General features: G+C 56.7%; 22 protein-coding genes and 3 tRNA genes. 10 read left to right on the forward strand and 15 right to left on the reverse strand.

What is annotated here, in order from left to right; all coding sequences use genetic code 11:
• Positions 1-45: 45 nt before the first annotated feature.
• The 3 genes from ACJBF3_RS01920 (at position 46) to ACJBF3_RS01930 (ending at position 306) form a co-directional block, all read left to right on the forward strand.
• Positions 46-121 (forward strand) — tRNA-Val (locus ACJBF3_RS01920).
• Between the two features lie 29 nt (positions 122-150).
• Positions 151-226 (forward strand) — tRNA-Val (locus ACJBF3_RS01925).
• A 4-nt stretch (positions 227-230) separates the two neighbouring features.
• A tRNA-Lys gene (locus ACJBF3_RS01930) sits at positions 231-306 on the forward strand.
• Positions 307-367: 61 nt separating this feature from the next.
• Here ACJBF3_RS01930 and ACJBF3_RS01935 read toward each other — a convergent pair.
• The 3 genes from ACJBF3_RS01935 to xapA form a co-directional block, all read right to left on the reverse strand.
• The gene (locus tag ACJBF3_RS01935) at positions 368-1,255 is read right to left on the reverse strand and encodes a LysR family transcriptional regulator (RefSeq protein ID WP_045325861.1); all 888 of its coding nucleotides are present in this window, start codon (positions 1,253-1,255) and stop codon (positions 368-370) included.
• 67 nt (positions 1,256-1,322) lie between these two features.
• Positions 1,323-2,579 carry a nucleoside permease gene (locus tag ACJBF3_RS01940; RefSeq protein WP_045325863.1) on the reverse strand — a complete coding sequence of 419 codons (1,257 nt, stop codon included), beginning with the start codon at positions 2,577-2,579 and terminating at the stop codon, positions 1,323-1,325.
• Between the two features lie 51 nt (positions 2,580-2,630).
• Positions 2,631-3,455: a xanthosine phosphorylase gene (gene xapA / locus ACJBF3_RS01945; protein ID WP_045325865.1), complete on the reverse strand. Its 825-nt coding sequence runs from the start codon at positions 3,453-3,455 to the stop codon at positions 2,631-2,633.
• Between the two features lie 206 nt (positions 3,456-3,661).
• Here xapA and ACJBF3_RS01950 point away from each other — a divergent pair, with 206 nt between their 5' ends.
• Positions 3,662-4,003: a FlxA-like family protein gene (locus ACJBF3_RS01950; protein WP_045325866.1), complete on the forward strand. Its 342-nt coding sequence runs from the start codon at positions 3,662-3,664 to the stop codon at positions 4,001-4,003.
• Here ACJBF3_RS01950 and ACJBF3_RS01955 read toward each other — a convergent pair.
• Positions 3,994-4,935, reverse strand: coding sequence for a LysR family transcriptional regulator (locus ACJBF3_RS01955; RefSeq protein WP_045325869.1), 942 nt, complete (start codon positions 4,933-4,935; stop codon positions 3,994-3,996). The two genes, ACJBF3_RS01950 and ACJBF3_RS01955, sit on opposite strands and share 10 nt — an antisense overlap.
• A 115-nt stretch (positions 4,936-5,050) precedes the next feature.
• Between ACJBF3_RS01955 and ACJBF3_RS01960 the strand changes: the two genes are divergently transcribed.
• Entirely contained in the window at positions 5,051-6,046 is a 996-nt protein-coding gene (locus tag ACJBF3_RS01960; protein WP_032659301.1) for a bile acid:sodium symporter family protein, read from the forward strand.
• Here the strand turns inward: ACJBF3_RS01960 and ACJBF3_RS01965 are convergent.
• The 3 genes from ACJBF3_RS01965 to zipA all read right to left on the reverse strand — a co-directional run bounded on the left by ACJBF3_RS01965 (position 6,043) and on the right by zipA (position 9,331).
• Positions 6,043-6,258, reverse strand: a complete 216-nt coding sequence (locus ACJBF3_RS01965; RefSeq protein ID WP_045325871.1) for a DUF3820 family protein — start codon at positions 6,256-6,258, stop codon at positions 6,043-6,045. The two genes, ACJBF3_RS01960 and ACJBF3_RS01965, sit on opposite strands and share 4 nt — an antisense overlap.
• A 1-nt stretch (position 6,259) precedes the next feature.
• Positions 6,260-8,275, reverse strand: coding sequence for an NAD-dependent DNA ligase LigA (ligA, locus tag ACJBF3_RS01970; RefSeq protein WP_045325873.1), 2,016 nt, complete (start codon positions 8,273-8,275; stop codon positions 6,260-6,262).
• A gap of 69 nt (positions 8,276-8,344) precedes the next feature.
• Positions 8,345-9,331, reverse strand: a complete 987-nt coding sequence (gene zipA, locus ACJBF3_RS01975; protein WP_045325875.1) for a cell division protein ZipA — start codon at positions 9,329-9,331, stop codon at positions 8,345-8,347.
• Between the two features lie 230 nt (positions 9,332-9,561).
• Here zipA and cysZ point away from each other — a divergent pair, with 230 nt between their 5' ends.
• The 5 genes from cysZ (at position 9,562) to crr (ending at position 14,355) form a co-directional block, all read left to right on the forward strand.
• Positions 9,562-10,323, forward strand: a complete 762-nt coding sequence (gene cysZ, locus ACJBF3_RS01980; RefSeq protein ID WP_045325877.1) for a sulfate transporter CysZ — start codon at positions 9,562-9,564, stop codon at positions 10,321-10,323.
• Between the two features lie 163 nt (positions 10,324-10,486).
• Positions 10,487-11,458 carry a cysteine synthase A gene (cysK, locus tag ACJBF3_RS01985; protein ID WP_045325879.1) on the forward strand — a complete coding sequence of 324 codons (972 nt, stop codon included), beginning with the start codon at positions 10,487-10,489 and terminating at the stop codon, positions 11,456-11,458.
• Between the two features lie 317 nt (positions 11,459-11,775).
• The gene (gene ptsH, locus ACJBF3_RS01990) at positions 11,776-12,033 is read left to right on the forward strand and encodes a phosphocarrier protein Hpr (protein WP_000487600.1); all 258 of its coding nucleotides are present in this window, start codon (positions 11,776-11,778) and stop codon (positions 12,031-12,033) included.
• A gap of 44 nt (positions 12,034-12,077) precedes the next feature.
• Positions 12,078-13,805, forward strand: a complete 1,728-nt coding sequence (gene ptsI / locus ACJBF3_RS01995) for a phosphoenolpyruvate-protein phosphotransferase PtsI (RefSeq protein ID WP_045325882.1) — start codon at positions 12,078-12,080, stop codon at positions 13,803-13,805.
• Positions 13,806-13,845: 40 nt separating this feature from the next.
• On the forward strand, positions 13,846-14,355 hold the full coding sequence (crr, locus tag ACJBF3_RS02000; RefSeq protein WP_003861316.1) for a PTS glucose transporter subunit IIA: 510 nt from the start codon (positions 13,846-13,848) through the stop codon (positions 14,353-14,355).
• A gap of 44 nt (positions 14,356-14,399) precedes the next feature.
• On the opposite strand, the gene pdxK is transcribed toward crr, so the two are convergent.
• The 8 genes from pdxK to ACJBF3_RS02040 form a co-directional block, all read right to left on the reverse strand.
• A complete protein-coding gene (pdxK, locus tag ACJBF3_RS02005) occupies positions 14,400-15,236 on the reverse strand; it encodes a pyridoxine/pyridoxal/pyridoxamine kinase (protein ID WP_045325884.1) in 837 nt (278 codons plus the stop codon).
• Positions 15,237-15,241: 5 nt separating this feature from the next.
• Positions 15,242-16,153: a cysteine synthase CysM gene (cysM, locus tag ACJBF3_RS02010; protein WP_045325887.1), complete on the reverse strand. Its 912-nt coding sequence runs from the start codon at positions 16,151-16,153 to the stop codon at positions 15,242-15,244.
• A 118-nt stretch (positions 16,154-16,271) separates the two neighbouring features.
• Positions 16,272-17,366 carry a sulfate/thiosulfate ABC transporter ATP-binding protein CysA gene (gene cysA, locus ACJBF3_RS02015; protein ID WP_004853015.1) on the reverse strand — a complete coding sequence of 365 codons (1,095 nt, stop codon included), beginning with the start codon at positions 17,364-17,366 and terminating at the stop codon, positions 16,272-16,274.
• Positions 17,356-18,231, reverse strand: coding sequence for a sulfate/thiosulfate ABC transporter permease CysW (gene cysW, locus ACJBF3_RS02020; RefSeq protein ID WP_045325891.1), 876 nt, complete (start codon positions 18,229-18,231; stop codon positions 17,356-17,358). The genes cysA and cysW overlap by 11 nt, the downstream gene beginning before the upstream one ends.
• Positions 18,231-19,064, reverse strand: a complete 834-nt coding sequence (cysT, locus tag ACJBF3_RS02025; protein WP_008501609.1) for a sulfate/thiosulfate ABC transporter permease CysT — start codon at positions 19,062-19,064, stop codon at positions 18,231-18,233. Before cysT ends, cysW begins: the two co-directional genes overlap by 1 nt.
• Positions 19,064-20,077: a sulfate ABC transporter substrate-binding protein gene (locus ACJBF3_RS02030; RefSeq protein WP_045325893.1), complete on the reverse strand. Its 1,014-nt coding sequence runs from the start codon at positions 20,075-20,077 to the stop codon at positions 19,064-19,066. The genes cysT and ACJBF3_RS02030 overlap by 1 nt, the downstream gene beginning before the upstream one ends.
• Positions 20,078-20,253: 176 nt before the next feature.
• On the reverse strand, positions 20,254-21,153 hold the full coding sequence (locus ACJBF3_RS02035) for a Dyp-type peroxidase (protein WP_045325895.1): 900 nt from the start codon (positions 21,151-21,153) through the stop codon (positions 20,254-20,256).
• Positions 21,154-21,245: 92 nt separating this feature from the next.
• Positions 21,246-21,821, reverse strand: coding sequence for an RpoE-regulated lipoprotein (locus ACJBF3_RS02040; protein WP_047716477.1), 576 nt, complete (start codon positions 21,819-21,821; stop codon positions 21,246-21,248).
• Positions 21,822-21,877: the final 56 nt, after the last annotated feature.

Raw genomic sequence — 21,877 nt, forward strand, 5'->3', positions numbered from 1 at the left:
ACCATCTACTTCGGTAGACTCGCAGTGTAGATAAGTATTGAGATTGGGCGATTAGCTCAGTTGGTAGAGCATCTCCTTTACACGGAGGGGGTCGGCGGTTCGAGCCCGTCATCGCCCACCAATCTCACCTTATCGCAGCAGTTCCGAAATGGGCGATTAGCTCAGTTGGTAGAGCATCTCCTTTACACGGAGGGGGTCGGCGGTTCGAGCCCGTCATCGCCCACCATTTCGGGTCGTTAGCTCAGTTGGTAGAGCAGTTGACTTTTAATCAATTGGTCGCAGGTTCGAATCCTGCACGACCCACCAATGTAAAAAAGCGCCCTAAAGGCGCTTTTTTGCTATCTGCAATACAGAGCCTACACAACCCTTACGCCCCTGTTAACGTCTTTATCAACGTCTTCACCGCTGGCGTCGCCTGCTTCTCGTCATACACCACATATAAATCTGCCGGAATACGCTCTTTCAGCGGGCGGAACACCACGCCCGGCCACTGCATTTGCGCGTAGCTGTCTGCGGCGAGCGTAATCCCCATCCCCATGCTGATCATCGCCAGCACCGTTTGCGGCTCAACGGCTTCGCGTACAATCAACGGTGAAAATCCGGCCTGCTGGCAAACGCGATGTAAAAATGCCCAGTCTGAATGTGCGGCAGGCATCGTGACAAAATACTCGTCCTGTAACTCCGCGAGCGCAATCGATGATTCGCTCACCAGCCGGTGATCCTCCGGCATCGCCACAAGAAAAGCCGCCTCCCGCAACCGCAGGCTGGTAAACCCTGCGGTAGGTTCCGTTGCCATTCGCCAGATACCGACATCCAGCTCCCGGCGCTCAAGCAGCGCCATCTGCATAACCGGCGATTTTTCGCGAAATACGACATCAACGTTCGGATGCTCTTTCAAAAAAGCGCGCATGACCGTGCGCACCTCACTCCACATGGCGGTACCGACAATTCCCAGCTCAATGCGCCCTGCTTCCCCCCGGCCAATCTGCTCGACGCGAGCCAGCGCCTGGTTTGCGCTGGCAAGCAGCCGACGAGACTCTTCCATCAGCACCTTACCGGCATGCGTCAGGGCGACGCTTCGCGAGTGGCGAATGAACAGTAACGTGCCCAGCTGACTTTCCAGCTCTTTAATATGCAGGCTTAACGGCGGCTGAGACATATTGAGGCGGGCCGCAGCCCGTCCAAAATGCAGCTCTTCAGCCACCGCCAGAAAATAGCGCAGCAGCTTAAGATCGGTCCTATAGACGCGTTCCATCAAAACATATCCCGGCGAAAACACTTATGTGCCTACCATAAAGCCTTTATGCTTCAAGGGGGAAAATTTAGTGCGCAACTGTGCGCATCTCGCTGTTTTTACAGGAATGACGGTAGTTAAAGCTGAAGTAAAAGACCACCGCGAGCGCCAGGGCATAGGCCGCAAACACCAGCCAGATTGTCTGCCAGTCCTTGACCCCGTCTACCGAAAAATAATCGACCGCCATACCGCTCAATACCGATCCGAAATATGCCCCGATGCCGTTAACGGTCGTCATAAACAGCCCTTGCGCGCTGGCGCGGATATCGGCGCTTACCTCCTGTTCAACAAATACCGATCCTGAAATATTAAAGAAGTCGAACGCGCAGCCGTACACAATCATGGAAAACATGAGCAGCACAAAGCCTGTCGCGGACGGATCGCCAAAGGCAAACAGACCAAACCGCAGCATCCAGGCCACCATGCTCATCAGCATGACGGCCTTAATACCAAACCGTCCGAGGAAGTAAGGAATGGTCAGAATGAAGAACACTTCAGACATTTGCGAAACGGAGAGCAAAATGGACGGGTATTTGACGATAAAGCTCTCGGCATATGCCGGATTACGGGCAAAATCATGCAAAAAGGGGCTGCCAAAGGTATTGGTTATCTGCAGCACGGCGCCCAGCAGCATCGCGAATAAAAAGAATACCGCCATGCGGGGCTGTTTAAACAGGATAAACGCATTAAGGCCCAGCTTGCTTGCCAGAGACGTAGCCGTTTTCTGCTTCGCCACCGGAATAGCCGGCAACGTCAGAGAATAAAGCGCCAGCAGCAGGGACGCGGCAGCTGCAATATAGAGCTGCACGCTGCTTAACTCTGCCCCCATCAGGCTTATTGCCCACATCGCGGCAATAAAGCCCACGGTGCCATACACCCGCACTCGCGGAAAATGGCTCACCGTATCCAGCCCTGCCTGCTCAAGACAGGAGTAGGAAATGGTGTTCGACAGCGCAATCGTGGGCATGAAGGCCATCGCATTCACCAGCATGACCCAGAACATCAGACTGGGCTCATTCACCTGGGCTGCATAACAGAGCGCGATAGCGCAGACGAGGTGGCAAATGACGTAGGCGCGGTCGGCCCGCAGCCACTTGTCGGCAATAATCCCCACCAGCGAAGGCATAACGATCGCGGCAAGGCCTTTGGAGCTATAGACCATGCCCACGTCGGAGCCGGTGAAGTGTAGGGTGTTAATCATGTAAGCACCGAGGGTAACCAGCCAACTCCCCCAGATAAAATATTGCATAAAGGACATCATCTTTAAGCGAGTCGTGATGTTCATAGCCCATTCCTTATCGCAGTGTGGCCCTGGCGGGCCACTTTATTGTTTTACTCAGGCAATATGGCGGAGAAAACCGCAGATAAGATTGATAAAGTTCTGTCGGGAGAGCTCAGCGGCAGCGAGGGTTTGTTCATGCGAGAGTTTTACTTCCCCCAGACCTTCGGCGAGATTGGTAATTGCAGAAACGGCCACGACCTTCAGGCCGCAGTGGCGCGCGGAAATCACTTCCGGCACCACGGACATCCCCACCACATCGCCGCCGATTATTTTCATCATGCGGATCTCGGCCGCCGTCTCGAAGTTCGGGCCAGGATAAGAGACAAACACCCCTTCATGCAGCGGGAAGCCTTCTTTCGTTGCCACGGCGTGCAGAACGGCACGGTAATCCGCGTCGTAAGCATTGGCCAGCGAGAAGAAGCGCTCGCCAAAGCGATCATCGTTCAGCCCCACCATCGGCGTGCCCGGCATGGTGTTGATATGGTCGCTCAGGGCAACCAGGCAGCCTGGCTGAACCTCCGGGCGCAGTGAACCCGCCGCATTGGTACTAAACAGCAGCTCGCCCCCCAGCAGCTTAAAGGTGCGGATCGCATCGGTCATGATGATCATTCCCCGCCCTTCATAGAAATGGCCGCGCCCCTTCATGCAGGCCACCGGCACGCCGGCCAGATGCCCGAGCACCAGCTCGCCTGCGTGACCGTGGACGGTACTCACCGGGAAGCCCGGCAGCCTTTCATAGCTCAGGGAAACGGCGTCATCAATCTGGTCGGCAAGTGCGCCCAGGCCAGAGCCGAGAATAAACGCCACGCGAGGCGTGAAGTTCGGCTTAGCGGCGCGAATGATGTCGGCGCAGTACCACGGGTTATTCGAGAGGGTCATAGAGGCTCCTTGAGGATGAAGTTCGCGATGTCGCCATCGCATGACTTACGTCTTATATCCGCAGCCTGCAGGTGACCTCCAATACACTTTCACCGTACCATCCATACCGATCGTGTATTGATGTAACTCCCTGCCAGATATGACAGTTTCTCTCAAGCTAATCCCAACGGTGCCGATATCTCTGTTTTATCACGCGAGGAAAAAGTATGACCACCATTCAGGCTTCAACCCAACCCATTCAAACCAGCAGTGCCGGGAGCGGGGCTTCAGGCGGTAACGATATCGCTGCGCAAATCAGCCGCATTCTCAACAAGATCCAGAAGCTGACTCAGCAGTTGAACGACCTGGCGAACAGCCCCATCAGCGTGGATGAGAAGAAGAAGCAGCAGGAGCTTATTCAGAACCAGATCAAAATGCTGCAGGCGCAGCTCGCCGCGCTGCAGCGCCAGCAGGCCGAGGAGGCGCAGAAGAAACAGGCTCAAGCGCTCGGCAAATTAGAAGGGGTTAACAGCCCGTCAGACGATCGTCAGATCGATATCTATATCTGATCGTCTGACGGATTAAACAGTGGGTCGCGTATGCGGGCTTCGGTTAAGCGTTGTGCCTGAATACGCACCACTTCCCAGATAGCCTGCGCCGCCCCCGAGAGTGAACGATTTTTCCGCCGCACCAGCATCAGCCTTCGCTCGACAACGGGCGTTAAGCGCCTGACGGCCAGCCGGCTTCCCTGCGGCAGGGGAAGCGCCAGGGCGGGCAACACGCTGATGCCAATGCCGGCTTCCACCATGGGAAACAGCGTCGCCGGATGACCGATTTCCTGCACGATCGTTGCCCTTACGCCCTGATTCGCCAGCGCGGAATCGATCAGCGGGCGGCTGCCCGAGGCATAATCCTGCAAAACCAGGTTCGCACCCTGCAGGCGCTGCCAGCTGACTTCCGGCAGCGATGCCAGCGGATCGTCATCCCGACAGAGCAGCAAAAAGGGCTCAGAAAGCACGCTTTCGCAGGCCAGATCGCTTACCTGACCGGGATCGATAACAATACCAAAATCGACATCCCCCTGGCGGATGCTCTCCAGCACCCACTGCTGCGGCCGGTCATGCAGGACAAAATCAATATCCGGATAGCGGTTGCTTCCCTCGGCAATGCACTGCGGAATCAGGTGCGCGGATATCGTCTGGCTGGCCGCGACCCGCACGGTACCCGAAAGCTGCTGCCCGAGTCTCCCCACGTCTCTGAGCGTGCTGTTCAGCTCATCCAGCAGGCGTTCGAGGCGCAGAGCCAGCTGCTGTCCCGCTTCGGTCAACACCACCTCACGCGTGGTGCGGTCAAGCAATCTGACCCCCGTTTGATTCTCCAGCTCTTTTACGCTGTGGCTGACCGCCGACTGGCTCAGGCCAATCATCTCCCCTGCCCGGCTGAAGCTGCGGGCATGGGCGACGGTGACAAAAATGCGAAGCTGGCGTAGGGAATAATTCATCTGTTTAATTCATCTGTTTAATTCATCTGTTTAATTCATGAATGGATGCAATAAATCAATTTTATTTCTCAAATGGAAAAAAGCACAATAGCGACATCTGTTTTCAGGAGTCATTATGAAACTATTTCGTATTGTTGATCCGTTTACGCTAACCCTCGTCGTCACCGTTTTACTGGCCTCGTTCTTTCCCGCCCGCGGCGGCTTCGTCCCGTTCTTTGAAGGGCTGACGACGGCCGCCATCGCGCTGCTGTTTTTTATGCACGGCGCAAAGCTCTCCCGAGAAGCGATTATCGCGGGCGGTAGCCACTGGCGACTGCACCTCTGGGTGATGTGCAGCACGTTCATTCTGTTCCCGATCCTCGGGGTGCTGTTTGCCTGGTGGGCGCCGGTTAACGTTGACCCGGCGCTTTACACCGGCTTCCTGTATCTGTGCATTCTGCCCGCTACCGTGCAGTCCGCCATTGCCTTTACCTCTCTCGCCGGTGGCAACGTCGCGGCCGCGGTCTGCTCGGCGTCCGCATCCAGCCTGCTAGGGATTTTCGTCTCCCCGCTGCTGGTGGGCCTGCTGATGAACATGCACGGCGCGGAGGGTAACCTCGAGCAGGTGGGCAAAATTTGCCTGCAGCTGCTGCTGCCGTTTGTGCTGGGCCATCTCTCCCGTCCGTGGACGGGCGCGTTTGTGGCGAAGCATAAAAAGTGGATCTCAAAAACCGACCAGACCTCGATCCTGCTGGTGGTTTACTCCGCCTTTAGCGAAGCGGTCGTGAACGGGATCTGGCACAAGGTAGGCGCAGGCTCGCTGCTGTTTATCGTGGTGGTCAGCATTGTCCTGCTGGCGATTGTGATTGCGGTAAACGTTTTTGTGGCGCGCAGGTGCGGCTTCAACAAGGCGGATGAGATTACGATTGTGTTCTGCGGTTCGAAAAAGAGCCTGGCGAACGGTATCCCGATGGCCAACATTCTGTTCCCGACCTCGGTGATTGGAATGATGGTGCTGCCGCTGATGATATTCCACCAGATCCAGCTGATGGTCTGCGCGGTGCTGGCGCGTCGCTACAAGCGTCAGACCGAAAAGCTGGCGCAGGAAGAGACCCGCGCCGCGAAGGCTTAAGGACGCTTCAGGGGCTGAACCAGCTGGCTCAGCCCCTCGGTTTTGATCAGTAACGTGATGGCCATCAGCTCGCCCAGCCGGCCTGCCGGGAATTCATCCTTGCGGGCAAACCACAGCAGATACTCCTCCGGCAAATCAATCAGCCTGCGGCCCTTGTATTTACCGAACGGCATCTCCGTATTGGCAATCTCAACGAGCTGTTCTTTCTCCACGCTACTCTCCTAACAGGCGCATCATTTCCGCTTCGTCAATCACCGCAATGCCGAGCTCCTGCGCTTTCGCCAGCTTCGAGCCCGCCGCTTCCCCGGCGATCACCAGGTCGGTTTTCTTCGAGACGCTGCCCGCCACTTTTGCCCCCAGCGCCACCAGGCGCGCTTTCGCATCGTCGCGCGAAAGCTGGCTCAGGCTGCCGGTCAGGACCACCGTTTTACCGGCGAACGGGCTGTCGATCTCGTCGGCGTTGACCACTACGGGTGCGGGCCACCTGATGCCCTCATCAAGCAGTTGGCCGATAACTTCACGGTTGCTCTCTTCCGCAAAGAAGTTAAAGACGTGCGTGGCGACAACGATGCCGACATCCGGGACTTTCTGCAGCTCCTCGATGCTCGCCTTTTCCAGCGCCTCCAGCGTGCCAAAGTAGGCCGCCAGACCTGCTGCGGTTGCTTCACCCACTTCACGAATGCCCAGCGCGTAAAGGAAACGGGCGAAGGTGGTCTCTTTTGCGGCTTCGAGCGCGTTAACCACATTCTGGGCTGACTTTGGCCCCATGCGATCGAGGCCGGTCAGTTTACCTGCCGTCAGCCGGAAGAGATCCGCCGGGGTGTGGACATACTCTTTTTCAACCAGCTGATCGATAATCTTGTCGCCCATGCCGTCGACGTCCATCGCGCGGCGGGAGACAAAGTGCTTCAGGGACTCTTTACGCTGCGCGCCACAGATTAAGCCGCCCGTACAGCGGGCTACGGCCTCACCCTCAACGCGCTCAACGTCGGAGCCGCACACCGGGCAATGGGTCGGGAAGATCACTTCACGCGTGTCATCAGGACGTTCTGACTCTACGACGTTAACCACCTGCGGGATAACATCGCCCGCGCGGCGAATCACCACTTTGTCACCAATGCGCAGGCCAAGGCGCTCGATTTCGTCGGCGTTATGCAGCGTGGCGTTACTCACCAGCACGCCCGCCACCTGCACCGGCTCCAGACGGGCGACCGGAGTAATGGCGCCCGTACGACCGACCTGGAACTCCACGTCGCGGACGAAGGTCATCTGCTCCTGAGCGGGGAACTTGAACGCCACCGCCCAGCGCGGCGCGCGCGCCACAAAGCCCAGCTGCTCCTGCAGCGCCAGCGAGTTCACCTTAATAACGACGCCATCAATATCGAAACCGAGCGTTGGACGATCCGCCTCCACCTTGCGGTAGAACGCAAGCACCGCCTCAGGCGAGTCGCAGAGCTGAACGCGGTTGCTCACCGGCAGCCCCCACGCCTTGAACTGCATCAGACGCCCGAGGTGCGTATCCGGCAGCTCGCCGCCCTCCAGAATGCCAACGCCGTAGCAGAAGAAAGTGAGAGGTCGCTTCGCGGTGATACGCGGATCGAGCTGGCGCAGCGAGCCTGCCGCCGCGTTACGCGGGTTAGCAAACACTTTCCCGCCGGTGCGGCGCGCTTCCTCGTTGATTTTCTCGAAGCCCGCCTGCGGCAGGAATACCTCGCCGCGCACTTCCAGACGCGCAGGAATGTTGTCCCCCTGCAGCTTGAGCGGGATCGCGCGGATGGTACGCACGTTGGTGGTGATGTCTTCCCCCGTCGTGCCGTCGCCACGCGTCGCGGCACGGACCAGCACGCCGTTTTCGTAGAGAAGACTGACCGCCAGGCCATCCAGCTTCAGCTCGCAGCACCAGGTGAGGGCATCGCTGCTTTTCAGGCGATCCTGCACGCGCTTGTTAAACGCAAGAAAGCTCTCTTCATCGAAGACGTTATCCAGCGACAGCATCGGCACTTCATGACGCACCTGGCTGAATGCTCCCAGCGGCTCAGCGCCAACGCGCTGGGTGGGAGAATCCGGCGTGATGAGTTCCGGATGCTGCGCCTCGAGTTCGCGCAGCTCGCGCATCAGGCGGTCATATTCCGCGTCCGGGACTTCCGGCGCGTCCATAACATGATAGAGATATTCATGATGGCGAAGCGTGGTTCGCAGTTCAGTGAGTTGTTGTTCGATAGAGTCCATATCGCACCATCAATGAGAAAAAACCCCCGACATGCGGGGGTTGAGGAGGAGTTGAAGTCAGCGCGGCAATTACGCGTTAGCTTCCTTAACTTCGCGGATGCGGTCCTGATACTCCCGCAGCTTCTGCGGGGTCATCATACGACGCTGATCGTCGAGCACCACGCCGCCGACTTCGTCAGCGATGTGCTGAGCGGACTGCAGCATCAGCTTGAAGTTTTGCAGTTCGTCGCCGTAGGACGGCACCTGCATAAAGATAGTGACGCCCGGGGTCACGAAATCACCGGTCATTTCCGGATCGAAGGTGCCAGGGTTAACCATGTTGGCCAGGCTGAACAGCGCCGGACCGCTACCGTCAGGGCTCAGGTGGCGATGGAAGATGTTCATATCACCAAACTTGAAGCCTGCCTGTTGAATACTGTTAAGCAGCACGTCACCGTTGAGATGGCTACCGTGATGCGCCGCCACGTTCATGATGATCACCGCTTCTTTACGCTGCGGTTTTTCAACAACCGGCTCTGGCTCTGCAACGGGTTCTGGCTCTACGTGCGGGGCCGGAGCGGGCTGCGGCGCAGGCTGAACGTGAACAGGCTGCTGCGTTTGTTGTTGTACCGGCTGAGCAGGCTGCTGTTGCGCAGGTTGATGAACGGGCTGCTGTTGAACCGGCTGTGGCGCAGCAGGCTGCTGATAGACAGGCTGTTGCGGCGGCTGGCGTACCGGCTCTTCCGCAGGCTGCGGCGCTGGCTGGCGCGGCTGTGCAGAAGCATACGGCGGTTGATACTGGTGCTGCGCAGGACGAGGCGCTTCATGCTCCCCATGGCCAGCGCCGGGCGCAGTATTGACACGATGAACACGAACTTCACCCACGCCGTCGTCGTCGCTGCCGTCGATGTCATCTTCACCGTCATCGTCGTCACGACTGGACTTCATGCGCTTCAGTGGGCGATCGCGGAACATCGAAGAGCGCTCTTTACGGCTGGTCCAGAAACCATGTACCAGTAAAGCGATTATGGCGATCGCGCCAACAATGATTAATATCAGACGCAAATCCTGCATCATTATATTCTCTGTTGTTCTAACACCTTGCCACCACGGCAAACATTTACTCACTAAGAGTATTTGCCGTTTACGTCAAGTGCAAGTGTGTGCAGAGCATTCACAGCATAAAGATGAAGGAAATCGTGCTTTTTGCTGGTTTTTCGAACATTTCCGAACTGGTCATTGCTCTGTAAGTGGATAATATAGGCGGGCAATTCCACTGGTTGTGTAAAAAGGAGTACAGCCTGGCTATGGTTTCAACATCTTCTTCTCCCCCACGCAGCGGCGTCTGGTATTTTTCTCAGGGCTGGAAACTGGTCTCTCTGCCGGGTATTCGACGCTTCGTCATTCTGCCGCTGTTGATCAACATTATTCTGATGGGCGGCGCGTTCTGGTGGCTTTTTACAAAGCTCGAAAGCTGGATCCCGTCGCTGATGAGCCATGTGCCGGACTGGCTGCAGTGGCTGAACTATCTGCTCTGGCCGGTTGCTGTCATCTCCGTGCTGCTGGTGTTTGGCTACTTCTTCTCAACCATTGCGAACTGGATAGCCGCCCCGTTTAACGGCCTGCTGGCGGAACAGCTGGAAGCACGGCTTACCGGTGCCACGCCGCCGGACACGGGCGTGCTGGGGATCATGAAAGATCTGCCGCGCATCATGAAGCGCGAGTGGCAGAAGTTTGCCTGGTACCTGCCACGCGCAATTGTGCTGCTTATCCTCTATTTTGTGCCTGGCATTGGCCAGACGGTCGCCCCGGTGCTGTGGTTCCTGTTCAGCGCCTGGATGCTCGCCATTCAGTACTGCGACTATCCGTTTGATAACCACAAGGTGCCGTTTAAAGAGATGCGCACCGCCCTGCGCAGCCAGAAGATCGCCAACATGCAGTTTGGCGCGCTGACCAGCCTGTTCACCATGATTCCCTTCTTGAACCTGTTCATTATGCCCGTCGCCGTTTGCGGCGCGACGGCCATGTGGGTCGACTGCTATCGTGCTAAGCACGCGTTATGGAAGTAATGCAAAAATGTGTAAAACAGGGGTGGCTTATGCCGCCCCTTATTCCATACTGATCCCCATTATTTCCTTGCAGCATATAGATATGCGAATTCCTTACTTCCCCCTACCTGCTTAGCAGGTATGCTGGGCTGGTATCCCAATTTCATACAGTTAAGGACAGGCCATGAGTAAGATTTATGAAGACAACTCGCTGACTATCGGTCATACGCCCCTGGTTCGACTGAACCGTATCGGTAATGGACGCATTCTGGCGAAGGTCGAATCACGCAACCCGAGCTTCAGCGTAAAATGCCGTATCGGTGCAAACATGATTTGGGATGCTGAAAAACGTGGCGTGCTGAAGCCGGGCGTAGAGCTGGTAGAACCGACCAGCGGCAATACCGGTATCGCACTGGCCTATGTGGCTGCCGCGCGTGGCTACAAGCTGACGCTGACCATGCCGGAAACCATGAGCATTGAGCGCCGCAAACTGCTCAAAGCGCTGGGCGCGAACCTGGTGCTGACCGAAGGCGCGAAGGGCATGAAAGGCGCCATCCAGAAAGCCGAAGAAATTGTCGCCAGCGATCCGGCGAAATATCTGCTGCTGCAGCAGTTTAGCAACCCGGCTAACCCGGAAATTCACGAGAAGACCACCGGCCCGGAAATCTGGGAAGATACCGACGGCCAGGTTGACGTCTTTATCTCCGGCGTGGGCACCGGCGGTACGCTGACCGGCGTGTCACGCTACATTAAGGGCACGAAGGGCAAAAAAGACCTCATCACCGTTGCCGTTGAGCCGACTGACTCGCCGGTTATCACCCAGGCGCTGGCGGGTGAAGAGCTCAAGCCAGGCCCGCATAAAATTCAGGGTATTGGCGCAGGCTTCATTCCGGGCAACCTGGATCTGAAGCTGATCGATAAAGTCATCACCATTACGAACGAAGACGCCATCGCTACCGCGCGTCGCCTGATGGATGAAGAGGGCATTCTGGCGGGTATCTCTTCCGGTGCAGCCGTTGCGGCCGCGCTCAAGCTTCAGGAAGATGAAGCCTTTACCAATAAGAATATTGTGGTTATCCTTCCATCCTCGGGTGAGCGTTACTTGAGCACCGCGCTGTTTGCCGATCTCTTCACTGAAAAAGAGCTGCAACAGTAGTGCCAGCATGTTAATAACGCGTAAAAAAGCACCTTTTCAGGTGCTTTTTTGTGGCCTGCATCAAACTTTTGCCCCTCCTGGCATTGCTTCACCCCGTTGTGTCTGGTATTTAAACCAGCAATTATTTTGATGCGTGAAATTAATCAGCGAACGAAATAGCCTTGCTGAATCGATTTTATGATTTGGTTCAAGTCTTGCTTTCGCTGCATAATGTTTAATGACGATCGAAACGTCAGCGCTAACAATACAGGCTAAAGTTCAGTCGCCAGGCTAGACTTTAGTTCCACAACACTAAACCTATAAGTTGGGGAAATACAATGTTCCAGCAAGAAGTTACCATTACCGCTCCGAACGGTCTGCACACCCGCCCTGCTGCTCAGTTTGTTAAAGAAGCAAAAGGCTTCACTTCTGAAATCACTGTGACTTCCAACGGCAAAAGCGCGAGCGCAAAAAGCCTGTTCAAACTGCAGACTCTGGGCCTGACTCAGGGCACCGTTGTCACCATCTCTGCAGAAGGTGAAGACGAGCAGAAAGCAGTTGAGCATCTGGTAAAACTGATGGCTGAGCTCGAGTAAGTTTCCGGGTTCTTTTAAATATCAGTCACAAGTAAGGTAGGGTTATGATTTCAGGCATTTTAGCATCCCCGGGTATCGCTTTCGGCAAAGCACTGCTGCTGAAAGAAGACGAGATCGTCATCGACCGGAAAAAAATTTCTGCCGACAAGGTTGATCAGGAAGTTGAACGTTTTCTGAGCGGTCGTGCCAAGGCATCTGCGCAACTGGAAGCAATCAAAACTAAAGCTGGCGAAACTTTCGGTGAAGAAAAAGAAGCCATCTTCGAAGGGCACATCATGCTGCTTGAAGATGAGGAGCTGGAGCAGGAAATCATAGCCCTGATTAAAGATAAAGGCATGACGGCCGACGCGGCTGCGCATGAAGTTATCGAAGGTCAGGCAACTGCCCTGGAAGAACTGGATGATGAATACCTGAAAGAGCGTGCGGCTGACGTACGTGACATCGGTAAGCGCCTGCTGCGCAACATCCTGGGTCTGGCCATCATTGACCTGAGCGCGATTCAGGATGAAGTGATCCTGGTTGCCGCTGACCTCACCCCGTCTGAAACCGCACAGCTGAACCTGAAAAAGGTCCTCGGTTTCATCACCGACGCGGGCGGCCGTACCTCCCACACCTCTATCATGGCGCGTTCTCTGGAACTGCCTGCCATCGTGGGTACCGGCAGCGTCACCGCTCAGGTGAAAAACGGCGACTATCTGATTCTGGATGCCGTAAACAATCTGGTTTACGTCAACCCAACCAATGAAGAGATCGATAAACTGCGCGCGGTTCAGGAGCAGGTTGCGACTGAAAAAGCGGAACTCGCTAAGCTGAAAGACCTGCCAGCCATCACCCTGGACGGCCATCAGGTAGAAGTGTGCGCAAACATCGGTACCGTCCGCGACGTTGATGGCGCTGAGCGCAACGGTGCGGAAGGCGTCGGTCTCTATCGTACAGAATTCCTGTTCATGGACCGCGACGCGCTGCCAACGGAAGAAGAGCAGTTTGCTGCTTACAAAGCCGTGGCTGAAGCGTGTGGCTCTCAGGCGGTTATCGTCCGTACCATGGACATCGGTGGCGACAAAGAGCTGCCGTACATGAACTTCCCGAAAGAAGAGAACCCGTTCCTGGGCTGGCGTGCAATCCGTATCGCGATGGATCGTAAAGAGATCCTCCGTGACCAGGTTCGCGCAATCCTGCGTGCCTCTGCTTTCGGTAAACTGCGCATCATGTTCCCGATGATCATCTCTGTTGAAGAAGTGCGTGCACTGAAGAAAGAGATCGAAATCTACAAGCAGGAACTGCGCGACGAAGGTAAAGCGTTTGACGAGTCAATCGAGATCGGCGTGATGGTGGAAACACCTGCGGCGGCGACCATTGCGCGTCATTTAGCCAAAGAAGTTGATTTCTTTAGTATCGGTACCAATGATTTAACGCAGTACACCCTGGCAGTTGACCGTGGTAATGATATGATTTCACATCTCTACCAGCCAATGTCACCGTCCGTGCTGAACTTGATTAAGCAAGTTATTGATGCTTCTCATGCAGAAGGTAAATGGACTGGCATGTGTGGTGAGCTTGCAGGCGACGAACGTGCTACACTTCTGTTGCTGGGTATGGGTCTGGACGAATTCTCTATGAGCGCCATTTCCATCCCGCGCATTAAGAAGATTATCCGTAACACGAACTTTGAAGATGCGAAGGTGTTAGCAGAGCAGGCTCTTGCTCAACCGACAACGGACGAGTTAATGACGCTGGTTAACAAGTTCATTGAAGAAAAAACAATCTGCTAATCCACGAGATGCGGCCCAAATTACTGCTTAGGAGAAGATCATGGGTTTGTTCGATAAACTGAAATCTCTGGTTTCTGATGATAAGAAAGACTCCGGAACTATTGAGATTGTTGCTCCGCTCTCCGGCGAGATCGTCAACATCGAAGACGTGCCGGATGTAGTGTTTGCTGAGAAAATCGTTGGTGATGGCATTGCTATCAAACCAACTGGCAACAAAATGGTTGCTCCAGTTGACGGCACCATCGGTAAAATTTTTGAAACCAACCATGCGTTCTCTATCGAATCTGATAGCGGTATCGAACTGTTCGTTCACTTCGGTATCGACACCGTTGAACTGAAAGGCGAAGGCTTCAAACGTATCGCGGAAGAAGGCCAACGTGTAAAAGTTGGCGACCCGGTAATTGAATTCGATCTGCCACTGCTGGAAGAAAAAGCCAAGTCTACCCTGACGCCGGTTGTTATCTCCAACATGGACGAAATCAAAGAACTGATCAAACTGTCTGGCAGCGTCACCGTGGGTGAAACCCCGGTTATCCGCATCAAGAAGTAATTCTTGCCGCACAGAAAAATGGCGCCTTCGGGCGCCATTTTTGTTTATGCAGGGAGGATAAGCTCGTCGTAGCCTTTCGACTGGGTATAGAGCATGACGTCCGTCACCCGATCGCCCGCCATACGAATGGCATCGGCAACGGTTTTCCCCTCTACAATGCCGCTCACCAGCTCTGAACAGAACAGATCGCCCGTCCCTTTCAGGTCGGTTTCTACGCGCGGATGCGCGCTGACGGTCACGCCTTCATGCGTCACCAGCACAACGTGGATGTTTTGCGGGTCGTCAGCAACCGGCGCGCTGGTTATCGCCACCCATCTCAGGCTGTCAGAGAGCAATCCCTGAGCCGCCGCGATGGCGCTTTCTGGCGTACGGCACGGTTTGCCGCTTAACACTTCCAGCTCGTAGACGTTTGGCGTAATCCCCTGCGCCAGCGGCAGCAGGTGCTCCCGGTACGCTTGCGGGATCTCGGGCTTCACGTACGTTCCGCTGTCGATATCGCCGATAACCGGGTCAACCAGCACCAGCAGGTCAGGATGCTGCGCTTTCACCGCCTTCAGCCACTGCGCCAGTAGAGCAATCTGACTGGCGCTGCCCATATAGCCGGTAGTGACCGCCTTAAGCTCGCGCAGGATCTCGCGCTCTTCCAGCGCCTTCAGGTAGCCGCTGAACCACTCATCGGGGATCACGCCGCCGTAGAACGTGTCGTAGTGCGGCGTGTTGCTGAACAGCACCGTCGGCACCGCCGTTACGTTAAGCCGATGAGTACGAATATTCGGTACCGCAATGCTGTTTCCCACGCTGCCGTACACCACCTGCGACTGCACCGCGACAATGTCGGTTTGCTGCGCCCGGGTATTGTCCCGGAATAGAATCATTTCCATGACGCTTAAATTCCCGCCCCCTGCGAATAACTCTCTTCACCAAAGACGCCGGTAGACAGATAGCGATCGCCGCGATCGCAAATAATCGCCACCACCACTGCCCCCGGGTTGGACTTTGCCACCCGAATCGCACCCGCTACCGCGCCGCCCGAGCTGACCCCGCAGAAGATGCCTTCGCGCACGGCCAGCTCACGCATGGTATTTTCCGCCTCGCGCTGGTGAAGATCCAGCACCTGGTCCACAAGCTGCGCATTAAAGATGCCGGGCATATACTCCGCCGGCCAGCGGCGAATGCCCGGAATGCTGCTCCCCTCTTCCGGCTGCAGGCCCACAATGGTGACGGCTTTGTCCTGCTCGCGCAGAAAACGCGACACGCCGGTAATGGTGCCGGTGGTGCCCATGCTGGAGACAAAGTGGGTGATGCGCCCGTCGGTTTGCTGCCAGATTTCCGGGCCGGTGGTGGTGTAGTGCGCGTACGGGTTGTCCGGGTTGTTGAACTGATCGAGCAGCTTACCTTCGCCGCGCTCGGCCATTTCTAACGCCAGGTCGCGCGCGCCTTCCATCCCCTGCTCTTTGGTCACCAGAATCAGCTCGGCCCCGTAGGCACGCATCGCGGCGCGGCGCTCCTGGCTCATGTTATCCGGCATCAGCAGCTTCATGCGGTAGCCTTTCAGCGCCGCAATCATCGCCAGGGCGATACCGGTGTTGCCGCTGGTAGCCTCAATCAGCACGTCGCCCGGCTTGATTTCACCACGCTTTTCGGCTTGGACAATCATCGACAGCGCGGCGCGGTCTTTCACCGACCCCGCCGGATTATTGCCTTCGAGTTTGACCCAGATTTCGCTGCTGTTGTCTGGCCCCATGCGCTGAAGCTTGACCAGAGGCGTGTTGCCGATGGTGTGTTCGAGTGTATTCACGATTTTTACTCAATAAAAAAGCCGGGTTGCGCGCAGCGATCCCGGCCTACAAGACACAGTTTTAGCTGTAGGCCCGGTCAGCGCAGCGCCACCGGGCGATAAACATCCTAATAACCTATCAGGCTGACTCCGCCAGAGCAATATCCTCGCGCGTCTCGATGCGCTCCTTGCCGTGGTAAATACGGGCATGCTGAAGCCCGACAAACAGGCGCTCGCCCCGGTGCGGCGGGACGTCGTCGCGCATGACCACGGTCAGCGGCTCGGTATACCAGCCCAGCGGCTGTACCACCAGTTGGGTGTAGTGCCCTTTAGGGCTTGCTTCCAGCACCTGCACCGGCAGCGGTGAGTCCAGGCTGGTTCGGCGGCTGACGTCCACTTCCCACGGGCGCAGGAACAGATCGACCGGCCCCTGATGCGCAGAGGTATAGCCCAGCGGCCAGCGGTGCGCGCCGACGTGGAACTGTCCACCGCGAATGGTGCCCTGCAGACGGTTTACCTCGCCCATAAACTCCAGCACGAAGCGGGTCGCCGGTTCACGCCAGAGCTGCTCCGGCTCGTCTACCTGCTCAATGTTGCCCTGGCTCATGACCACCACGCGATCCGCAACTTCCATCGCCTCTTCCTGGTCGTGGGTCACGAAGACGCTGGTAAACTTCAGCTCTTCATGCAGCTGACGCAGCCAGCGACGCAGCTCTTTACGCACCTGCGCATCCAGCGCGCCGAACGGTTCATCCAGCAGCAGAATTTGCGGCTCAACGGCCAGGGCTCGCGCCAGCGCCACGCGCTGTTTCTGGCCGCCGGAAAGCTGCGCCGGGAAACGATCGGCCAGATGCGCCAGCTGCACCATCTCCAGCAGCTTGGTCACTTTCGCCTTGATGGCGGCGGCATTCGGACGCTCGCGACGCGGCAGCACGGTCAGGCCAAACGCGATGTTATCGAACACGGTCATGTGGCGGAACAGCGCGTAGTGCTGGAATACAAAGCCCACTTTACGATCGCGGGCATGCAGGCGGCTCACGTCGGTGCCGTGGAAGCGGATATGCCCGCTGGTCTGGTGCTCAAGCCCGGCGATAATACGCAGCAGCGTGGTTTTACCCGAGCCAGAAGGCCCCAGCAGCGCCACCATTTGTCCGGAAGGGATATCCAGCGAGATATCATTCAGCACCTGGGTGCGACCAAAAGACTTCTTAATATTGGCAATCTCAATGCTCATGATTTCCCTCCTGATGCTGACGTTTTTCCTGATTTTCTAAACGCCACTGCACCACACTCTTTAAAAACAGGGTCAAAATGGCCATCAGCGTCAGCAACGCTGCGGCAGTAAACGAGCCGATGGTGTTGTAATCCTGCTGCAGCAGTTCAATCTGCAACGGCAGCGACAGGGTTTCACCGCGAATCGAGCCGGAGACCACCGACACCGCGCCGAACTCGCCAATCGCGCGGGCGTTGGTCAGCACCACGCCGTAAAGCAGCGCCCAGCGGATGTTCGGCAGCGTCACGCGGCGGAACATTTGCCACCCCGACGCGCCCAGCAGCACCGCCGCTTCGTCTTCGTTGCTGCCCTGGCTTAACATCACCGGCACCAGCTCGCGCACCACAAACGGACAGGTCACGAAGATGGTGACCAGCACCATGCCCGGCCAGGCAAACATGATCTGCAGGTTATGCGCATCCAGCCAGCCGCCCAGCGGACCGTTGGAGCCGTAAAAGAGCAGGTACACCAGACCCGCCACCACCGGCGACACCGCAAAAGGAATGTCCAGCAGGGTCAGCAGCAGCTGACGTCCCGGGAAGTTAAAGCGCGTCACCAGCCACGCCAGCAGGGTACCGAACACGAGGTTTACCGGCACGGTGATTAACGCAATCAGTACGGTCAGCCAGATGGCGTGCAGCATATCCGGGTTCGCCAGGTTCTCCAGCGCGGGCATCAGCCCCTTGCTGAACGCCTGAACGAAGATATAAATCGTCGGCACGACGAGAATGAGGGCAGACACCAGAACGCCCGCCCCAATCAGAAACCATTTACCCCAGTTAATGCGGGGTGCATCGTATCGCTTCAATTGCGTAACTTCCGCCATCAGTGACCTACCACACGTCGACCAAAGCGACTTTGCAGAGTGTTAATTGAGTACAGCAGCAGCAGCGAGGCCGCCAGGATCACCGAGGCGATCGCGCTCGCCGCCGGATAATCAAACTCCTGCAGGCGAATGAAAATCATCAGCGAGGTGACTTCCGTTTTCCAGGCGATGTTCCCGGCGATAAAAATTACCGCGCCGAACTCGCCGAGGCTGCGGGTAAACGACAGCGCAACGCCCGCCATCAGCGCCGGAGAAAGCTCCGGCAGAACCACCTTGCGAAAGCTCTGCCAGCGCGTGGCGCCCAGCGTTTCCGCCGCTTCTTCGTACTCTGGCCCCAACTCTTCCAGCACCGGCTGCACGGTACGCACCACAAACGGGATGCTGGTAAAAGCCATCGCCACCGCGATACCAAGCCAGGTATAGGTCACTTTGATGTCAAACTTCGCCAGCCACTCGCCGTAGAGCCCATTAACGGAAAAGAGCGACGCGAGGGTTAAGCCCGCCACCGCCGTCGGCAGCGCAAACGGCAGATCCATCAAGGCATCAAGCAGCGTGCGGCCCGGAAAGCGATAGCGAGTTAAGATCCACGCCATCAGCAGGCCAAACACGCCGTTAAAAATAGAGGCGACAAACGCTGACAGCAGCGTCACCTTATAGGCCGCGACTACCTGCGGGTTGGTGATCACGTCCCAGTACTGCGCCCAGCTCATCTGCGCAAGCTGCATCACCAGCGCGCTGAGCGGCAGCAGCAGGATCAGGCAGACGAACAGCAGGCTGGTGCCGAGGCTTAAGGTAAAACCCGGCAGCACGCGTTTAGTCGAGACTGCAAACATCACTTACGCCCCGCCGCCAGCAGTTTGTCTAACTCACCGCCGCTGGCAAAGTGCGTTTTCATCACCTCAGGCCAGGAGCCGAAACGTTCTTCCACGCGGAACAGCGCGGTCTGCGGGAATTTGTCTTTCAGCTTGTTCATCACGTCCGGGTTGTTCACGCGGTAGTAGTAATCGGTAATGATGGTCTGCGCCTGCGGGCTGTAAAGGTAGTTGAGATAGGCTTTTGCCGCTTTCTCGGTACCGTTTGCCTGCACGTTTTTATCCACCCACGCCACCGGGAACTCGGCCAGAATGTTGGTTTTCGGGATAACCACCTCGAAGCCCTGGGCTTCATACTGCTTGCGGATGTTATTCACTTCCGACTCGAAGCTGATCAGCACATCGCCCAGCCCGCGCTCTGCGAAGGTGGTGGTGGCTCCGCGTCCGCCGGTATCAAACACCTCGACGTTTTTCAGGAACTGGGTCATGAACTGCTCGGTTTTGGCCTTGTCGTTACCGTCAGCCTTGTCCGCTGCGCCCCATGCGGCTAAATAAGTATAACGCGCGTTACCGGACGTTTTTGGGTTCGGGAAAATCAGCTTCACGTCGGAACGCACCAGGTCGCTCCAGTCGTGGATATTCTTCGGGTTGCCCTTACGCACCAGGAAGCCCATGGTGGAGTAGAACGGCGAGCTGTTGTTAGGCAGACGGCTCTGCCAGTCCGCCGGGATCAGCTTGCCTTTGTCGTGCAGGATCTGCACGTCGGTCACCTGATTGTAGGTCACCACGTCCGCTTTCAGGCCCTGCAAAATCGCCAGCGCCTGCTTGGACGACCCGGCGTGGGACTGCTTGATGGTCAGCTTGTCGCCGTTGTTGTCTTTCGCCCACTGCTGTTCAAACGGGGGATTAAGGGCGGCAAACAGCTCGCGGGAGACGTCATACGAACTATTCAACAGTTCAGTCGCCTGCGCCTGTGCCGCCAGCAGTAAACCTGCCAGCACCAGAGTTCCTTTTTTCAGTACAGTAACGGCCATTGCGCACCCTTATAAATGTGATGACTATCTTATAGTCATAATATTTATAACGGAGATGAAAGGAGTAACGGTTTTATATACCGTTTGGTGATTTAGAAGCAGAAAAGGGAATAAGGGGGCGTGGAACATTGCCGGGTGGCGCTAGCGCTTACCCGGCCTACGTATAGAGAGCGGTTTTACAGCGCCAGCAGGCGCTCAACGGACGGCGCGAAGTAGTAGCCGCCGGTCACCGGCTTGGTGAAGCGCAGCATCGCGTCGCGCTTGCCGTCGGTATCGCCGAACATGCTCAGCAGCTGCTGCTCGATGTTGTGCAGGCGCGCGCAGTAGGCGCAGAAGTAAAGACCGTGGGTACCGCTTGCGGTGCCGTAGGGCAGGCTCTGGCGGACAATCTTCAGCCCTTTGCCGTCTTCTTTGAGGTCAACGCGGGTCAGGTGCGAGGTTACCGGACGGTCGTCGCCATCGATCTCTTCGTTCGCCTCTTTAGTACGACCAATCATCATCTCCTGGTCATGCACGCTCATGCGGTTAAGCTGCTTGAGGTTGTGCTCCCAGCGCTGCACGAACACGTAGCTGCCGCCCGCGTCCACGCCGTCTTTAATCACCGCCACGTCGCGACGCACTTCTTCACCCGCCGGGTTTTCCGTTCCGTCGACGAAGCCGCTCAGATCGCGCTCTTCCACCCAGCGGAAGCCGTGCACTTCTTCCTGCACCTCAATGCTGTCGCCGAACGCTTCCACCGCCGCCTGGGCAACGGAAAAGTTCACGTCGTGACGCAGAGAGAGAATATGAATGAGCAGATCGTACTGGGTGGCCGGAGCCAGACCTTTACCGTAAGGGATAAAGTCCTTCAGCTCTTCCGCCCCTTCACCACCGCTCAGCTGACGCCAGACGGTATTGCCAAAGGCGACAACGGCGCCGAGGTGCGCTTCCGGAAATTTGGCCTGGAAGGTCGCCAGCTTATCAACAAACGCTTTACTGGCCGCACGCAGGGCATCCACGTCCCCTTTAAGATTGGCTTCAATCCAAATCGCCGCGCGGCAATGTTCTGGCAAAATGCCACTCTGAACCTGAGACATCGCTCCTCCTGAAATAAAGATGCCACGTCAGCGTGGCATTGATGGCGGCTATTATACCCGGATTTCAGCGAGGCGGTTTGTTCAGGCGCAAATTACTGCTGCCAGAGTATTTTGCTCACTTTCCAGTTCTTGAGCGTATCGTCAGACGGCATTAATCCCTCCGGGCCGCTCCAGGTACCGGTGAAGACATAGCTGATGTGCTGGCTGCCTTCCGCTTTACATGCCACCGCGACGCCCTCATCCGAAGGCGCGCTGGTGCAGTTGCCAAAGGCTTGTTTATACAGATCGCTAAACGGCGTTCCCACCTTCACGCCGCTGGCGGTCGGGATGGTATCGTCCAGCACCGCAATACGGTTCACCGTGCCTTTATCGCCATTAATCACCAGCGCCACTTTGCCCCCCTTCAGCGCTTCGTAATAGCGCACAATGTTGCCATTCTCGGTTTTCATGCCGCTGCGCAGGCGATAGTCGCTGCCGAGCGCATCCTGGATAGCATTCTGATCCAGCGCCGTCGCGGCGGTAATTTTTCCTACGCCCTGCTCGGTCACCTCCGTGGATGAGCCAAACCAGTTCCACGGATACGCAGCGGACCAGTTAATGGAGGAGAGCGTCGAACAGCCGGTCAACGCCAGCGGGAGCGCGCATAAAAGTAAACGCAGCGATTTCATTGAAACGTCCTTTCTTGTTAAATCAACGCTTGTTGGAGTGCGACATCGGCAAAAAG

It is taken from the genome of Enterobacter sp. PP-008-ECC_S150 (assembly GCF_045257065.1).
Taxonomy (GTDB): Bacteria; Pseudomonadota; Gammaproteobacteria; order Enterobacterales; family Enterobacteriaceae; genus Enterobacter; species Enterobacter chengduensis.

Excerpts from the sequence above, each read along its gene's own strand:
- ACJBF3_RS01935 (WP_045325861.1), bottom strand. The coding sequence starts at position 1,255 with ATGGAACGCGTCTATAGGACCGATCTTAAGCTGCTGCGCTATTTTCTG.
- ACJBF3_RS01940 (WP_045325863.1), bottom strand. The coding sequence starts at position 2,579 with ATGAACATCACGACTCGCTTAAAGATGATGTCCTTTATGCAATATTTT.
- xapA (WP_045325865.1), bottom strand. The coding sequence starts at position 3,455 with ATGACCCTCTCGAATAACCCGTGGTACTGCGCCGACATCATTCGCGCC.
- ACJBF3_RS01950 (WP_045325866.1), top strand. The coding sequence starts at position 3,662 with ATGACCACCATTCAGGCTTCAACCCAACCCATTCAAACCAGCAGTGCC.
- ACJBF3_RS01955 (WP_045325869.1), bottom strand. The coding sequence starts at position 4,935 with ATGAATTATTCCCTACGCCAGCTTCGCATTTTTGTCACCGTCGCCCAT.
- ACJBF3_RS01960 (WP_032659301.1), top strand. The coding sequence starts at position 5,051 with ATGAAACTATTTCGTATTGTTGATCCGTTTACGCTAACCCTCGTCGTC.
- ligA (WP_045325873.1), bottom strand. The coding sequence starts at position 8,275 with ATGGACTCTATCGAACAACAACTCACTGAACTGCGAACCACGCTTCGC.
- zipA (WP_045325875.1), bottom strand. The coding sequence starts at position 9,331 with ATGATGCAGGATTTGCGTCTGATATTAATCATTGTTGGCGCGATCGCC.
- cysZ (WP_045325877.1), top strand. The coding sequence starts at position 9,562 with ATGGTTTCAACATCTTCTTCTCCCCCACGCAGCGGCGTCTGGTATTTT.
- cysK (WP_045325879.1), top strand. The coding sequence starts at position 10,487 with ATGAGTAAGATTTATGAAGACAACTCGCTGACTATCGGTCATACGCCC.
- ptsH (WP_000487600.1), top strand. The coding sequence starts at position 11,776 with ATGTTCCAGCAAGAAGTTACCATTACCGCTCCGAACGGTCTGCACACC.
- ptsI (WP_045325882.1), top strand. The coding sequence starts at position 12,078 with ATGATTTCAGGCATTTTAGCATCCCCGGGTATCGCTTTCGGCAAAGCA.
- crr (WP_003861316.1), top strand. The coding sequence starts at position 13,846 with ATGGGTTTGTTCGATAAACTGAAATCTCTGGTTTCTGATGATAAGAAA.
- pdxK (WP_045325884.1), bottom strand. The coding sequence starts at position 15,236 with ATGGAAATGATTCTATTCCGGGACAATACCCGGGCGCAGCAAACCGAC.
- cysA (WP_004853015.1), bottom strand. The coding sequence starts at position 17,366 with ATGAGCATTGAGATTGCCAATATTAAGAAGTCTTTTGGTCGCACCCAG.
- cysW (WP_045325891.1), bottom strand. The coding sequence starts at position 18,231 with ATGGCGGAAGTTACGCAATTGAAGCGATACGATGCACCCCGCATTAAC.
- cysT (WP_008501609.1), bottom strand. The coding sequence starts at position 19,064 with ATGTTTGCAGTCTCGACTAAACGCGTGCTGCCGGGTTTTACCTTAAGC.
- ACJBF3_RS02030 (WP_045325893.1), bottom strand. The coding sequence starts at position 20,077 with ATGGCCGTTACTGTACTGAAAAAAGGAACTCTGGTGCTGGCAGGTTTA.
- ACJBF3_RS02035 (WP_045325895.1), bottom strand. The coding sequence starts at position 21,153 with ATGTCTCAGGTTCAGAGTGGCATTTTGCCAGAACATTGCCGCGCGGCG.
- ACJBF3_RS02040 (WP_047716477.1), bottom strand. The coding sequence starts at position 21,821 with ATGAAATCGCTGCGTTTACTTTTATGCGCGCTCCCGCTGGCGTTGACC.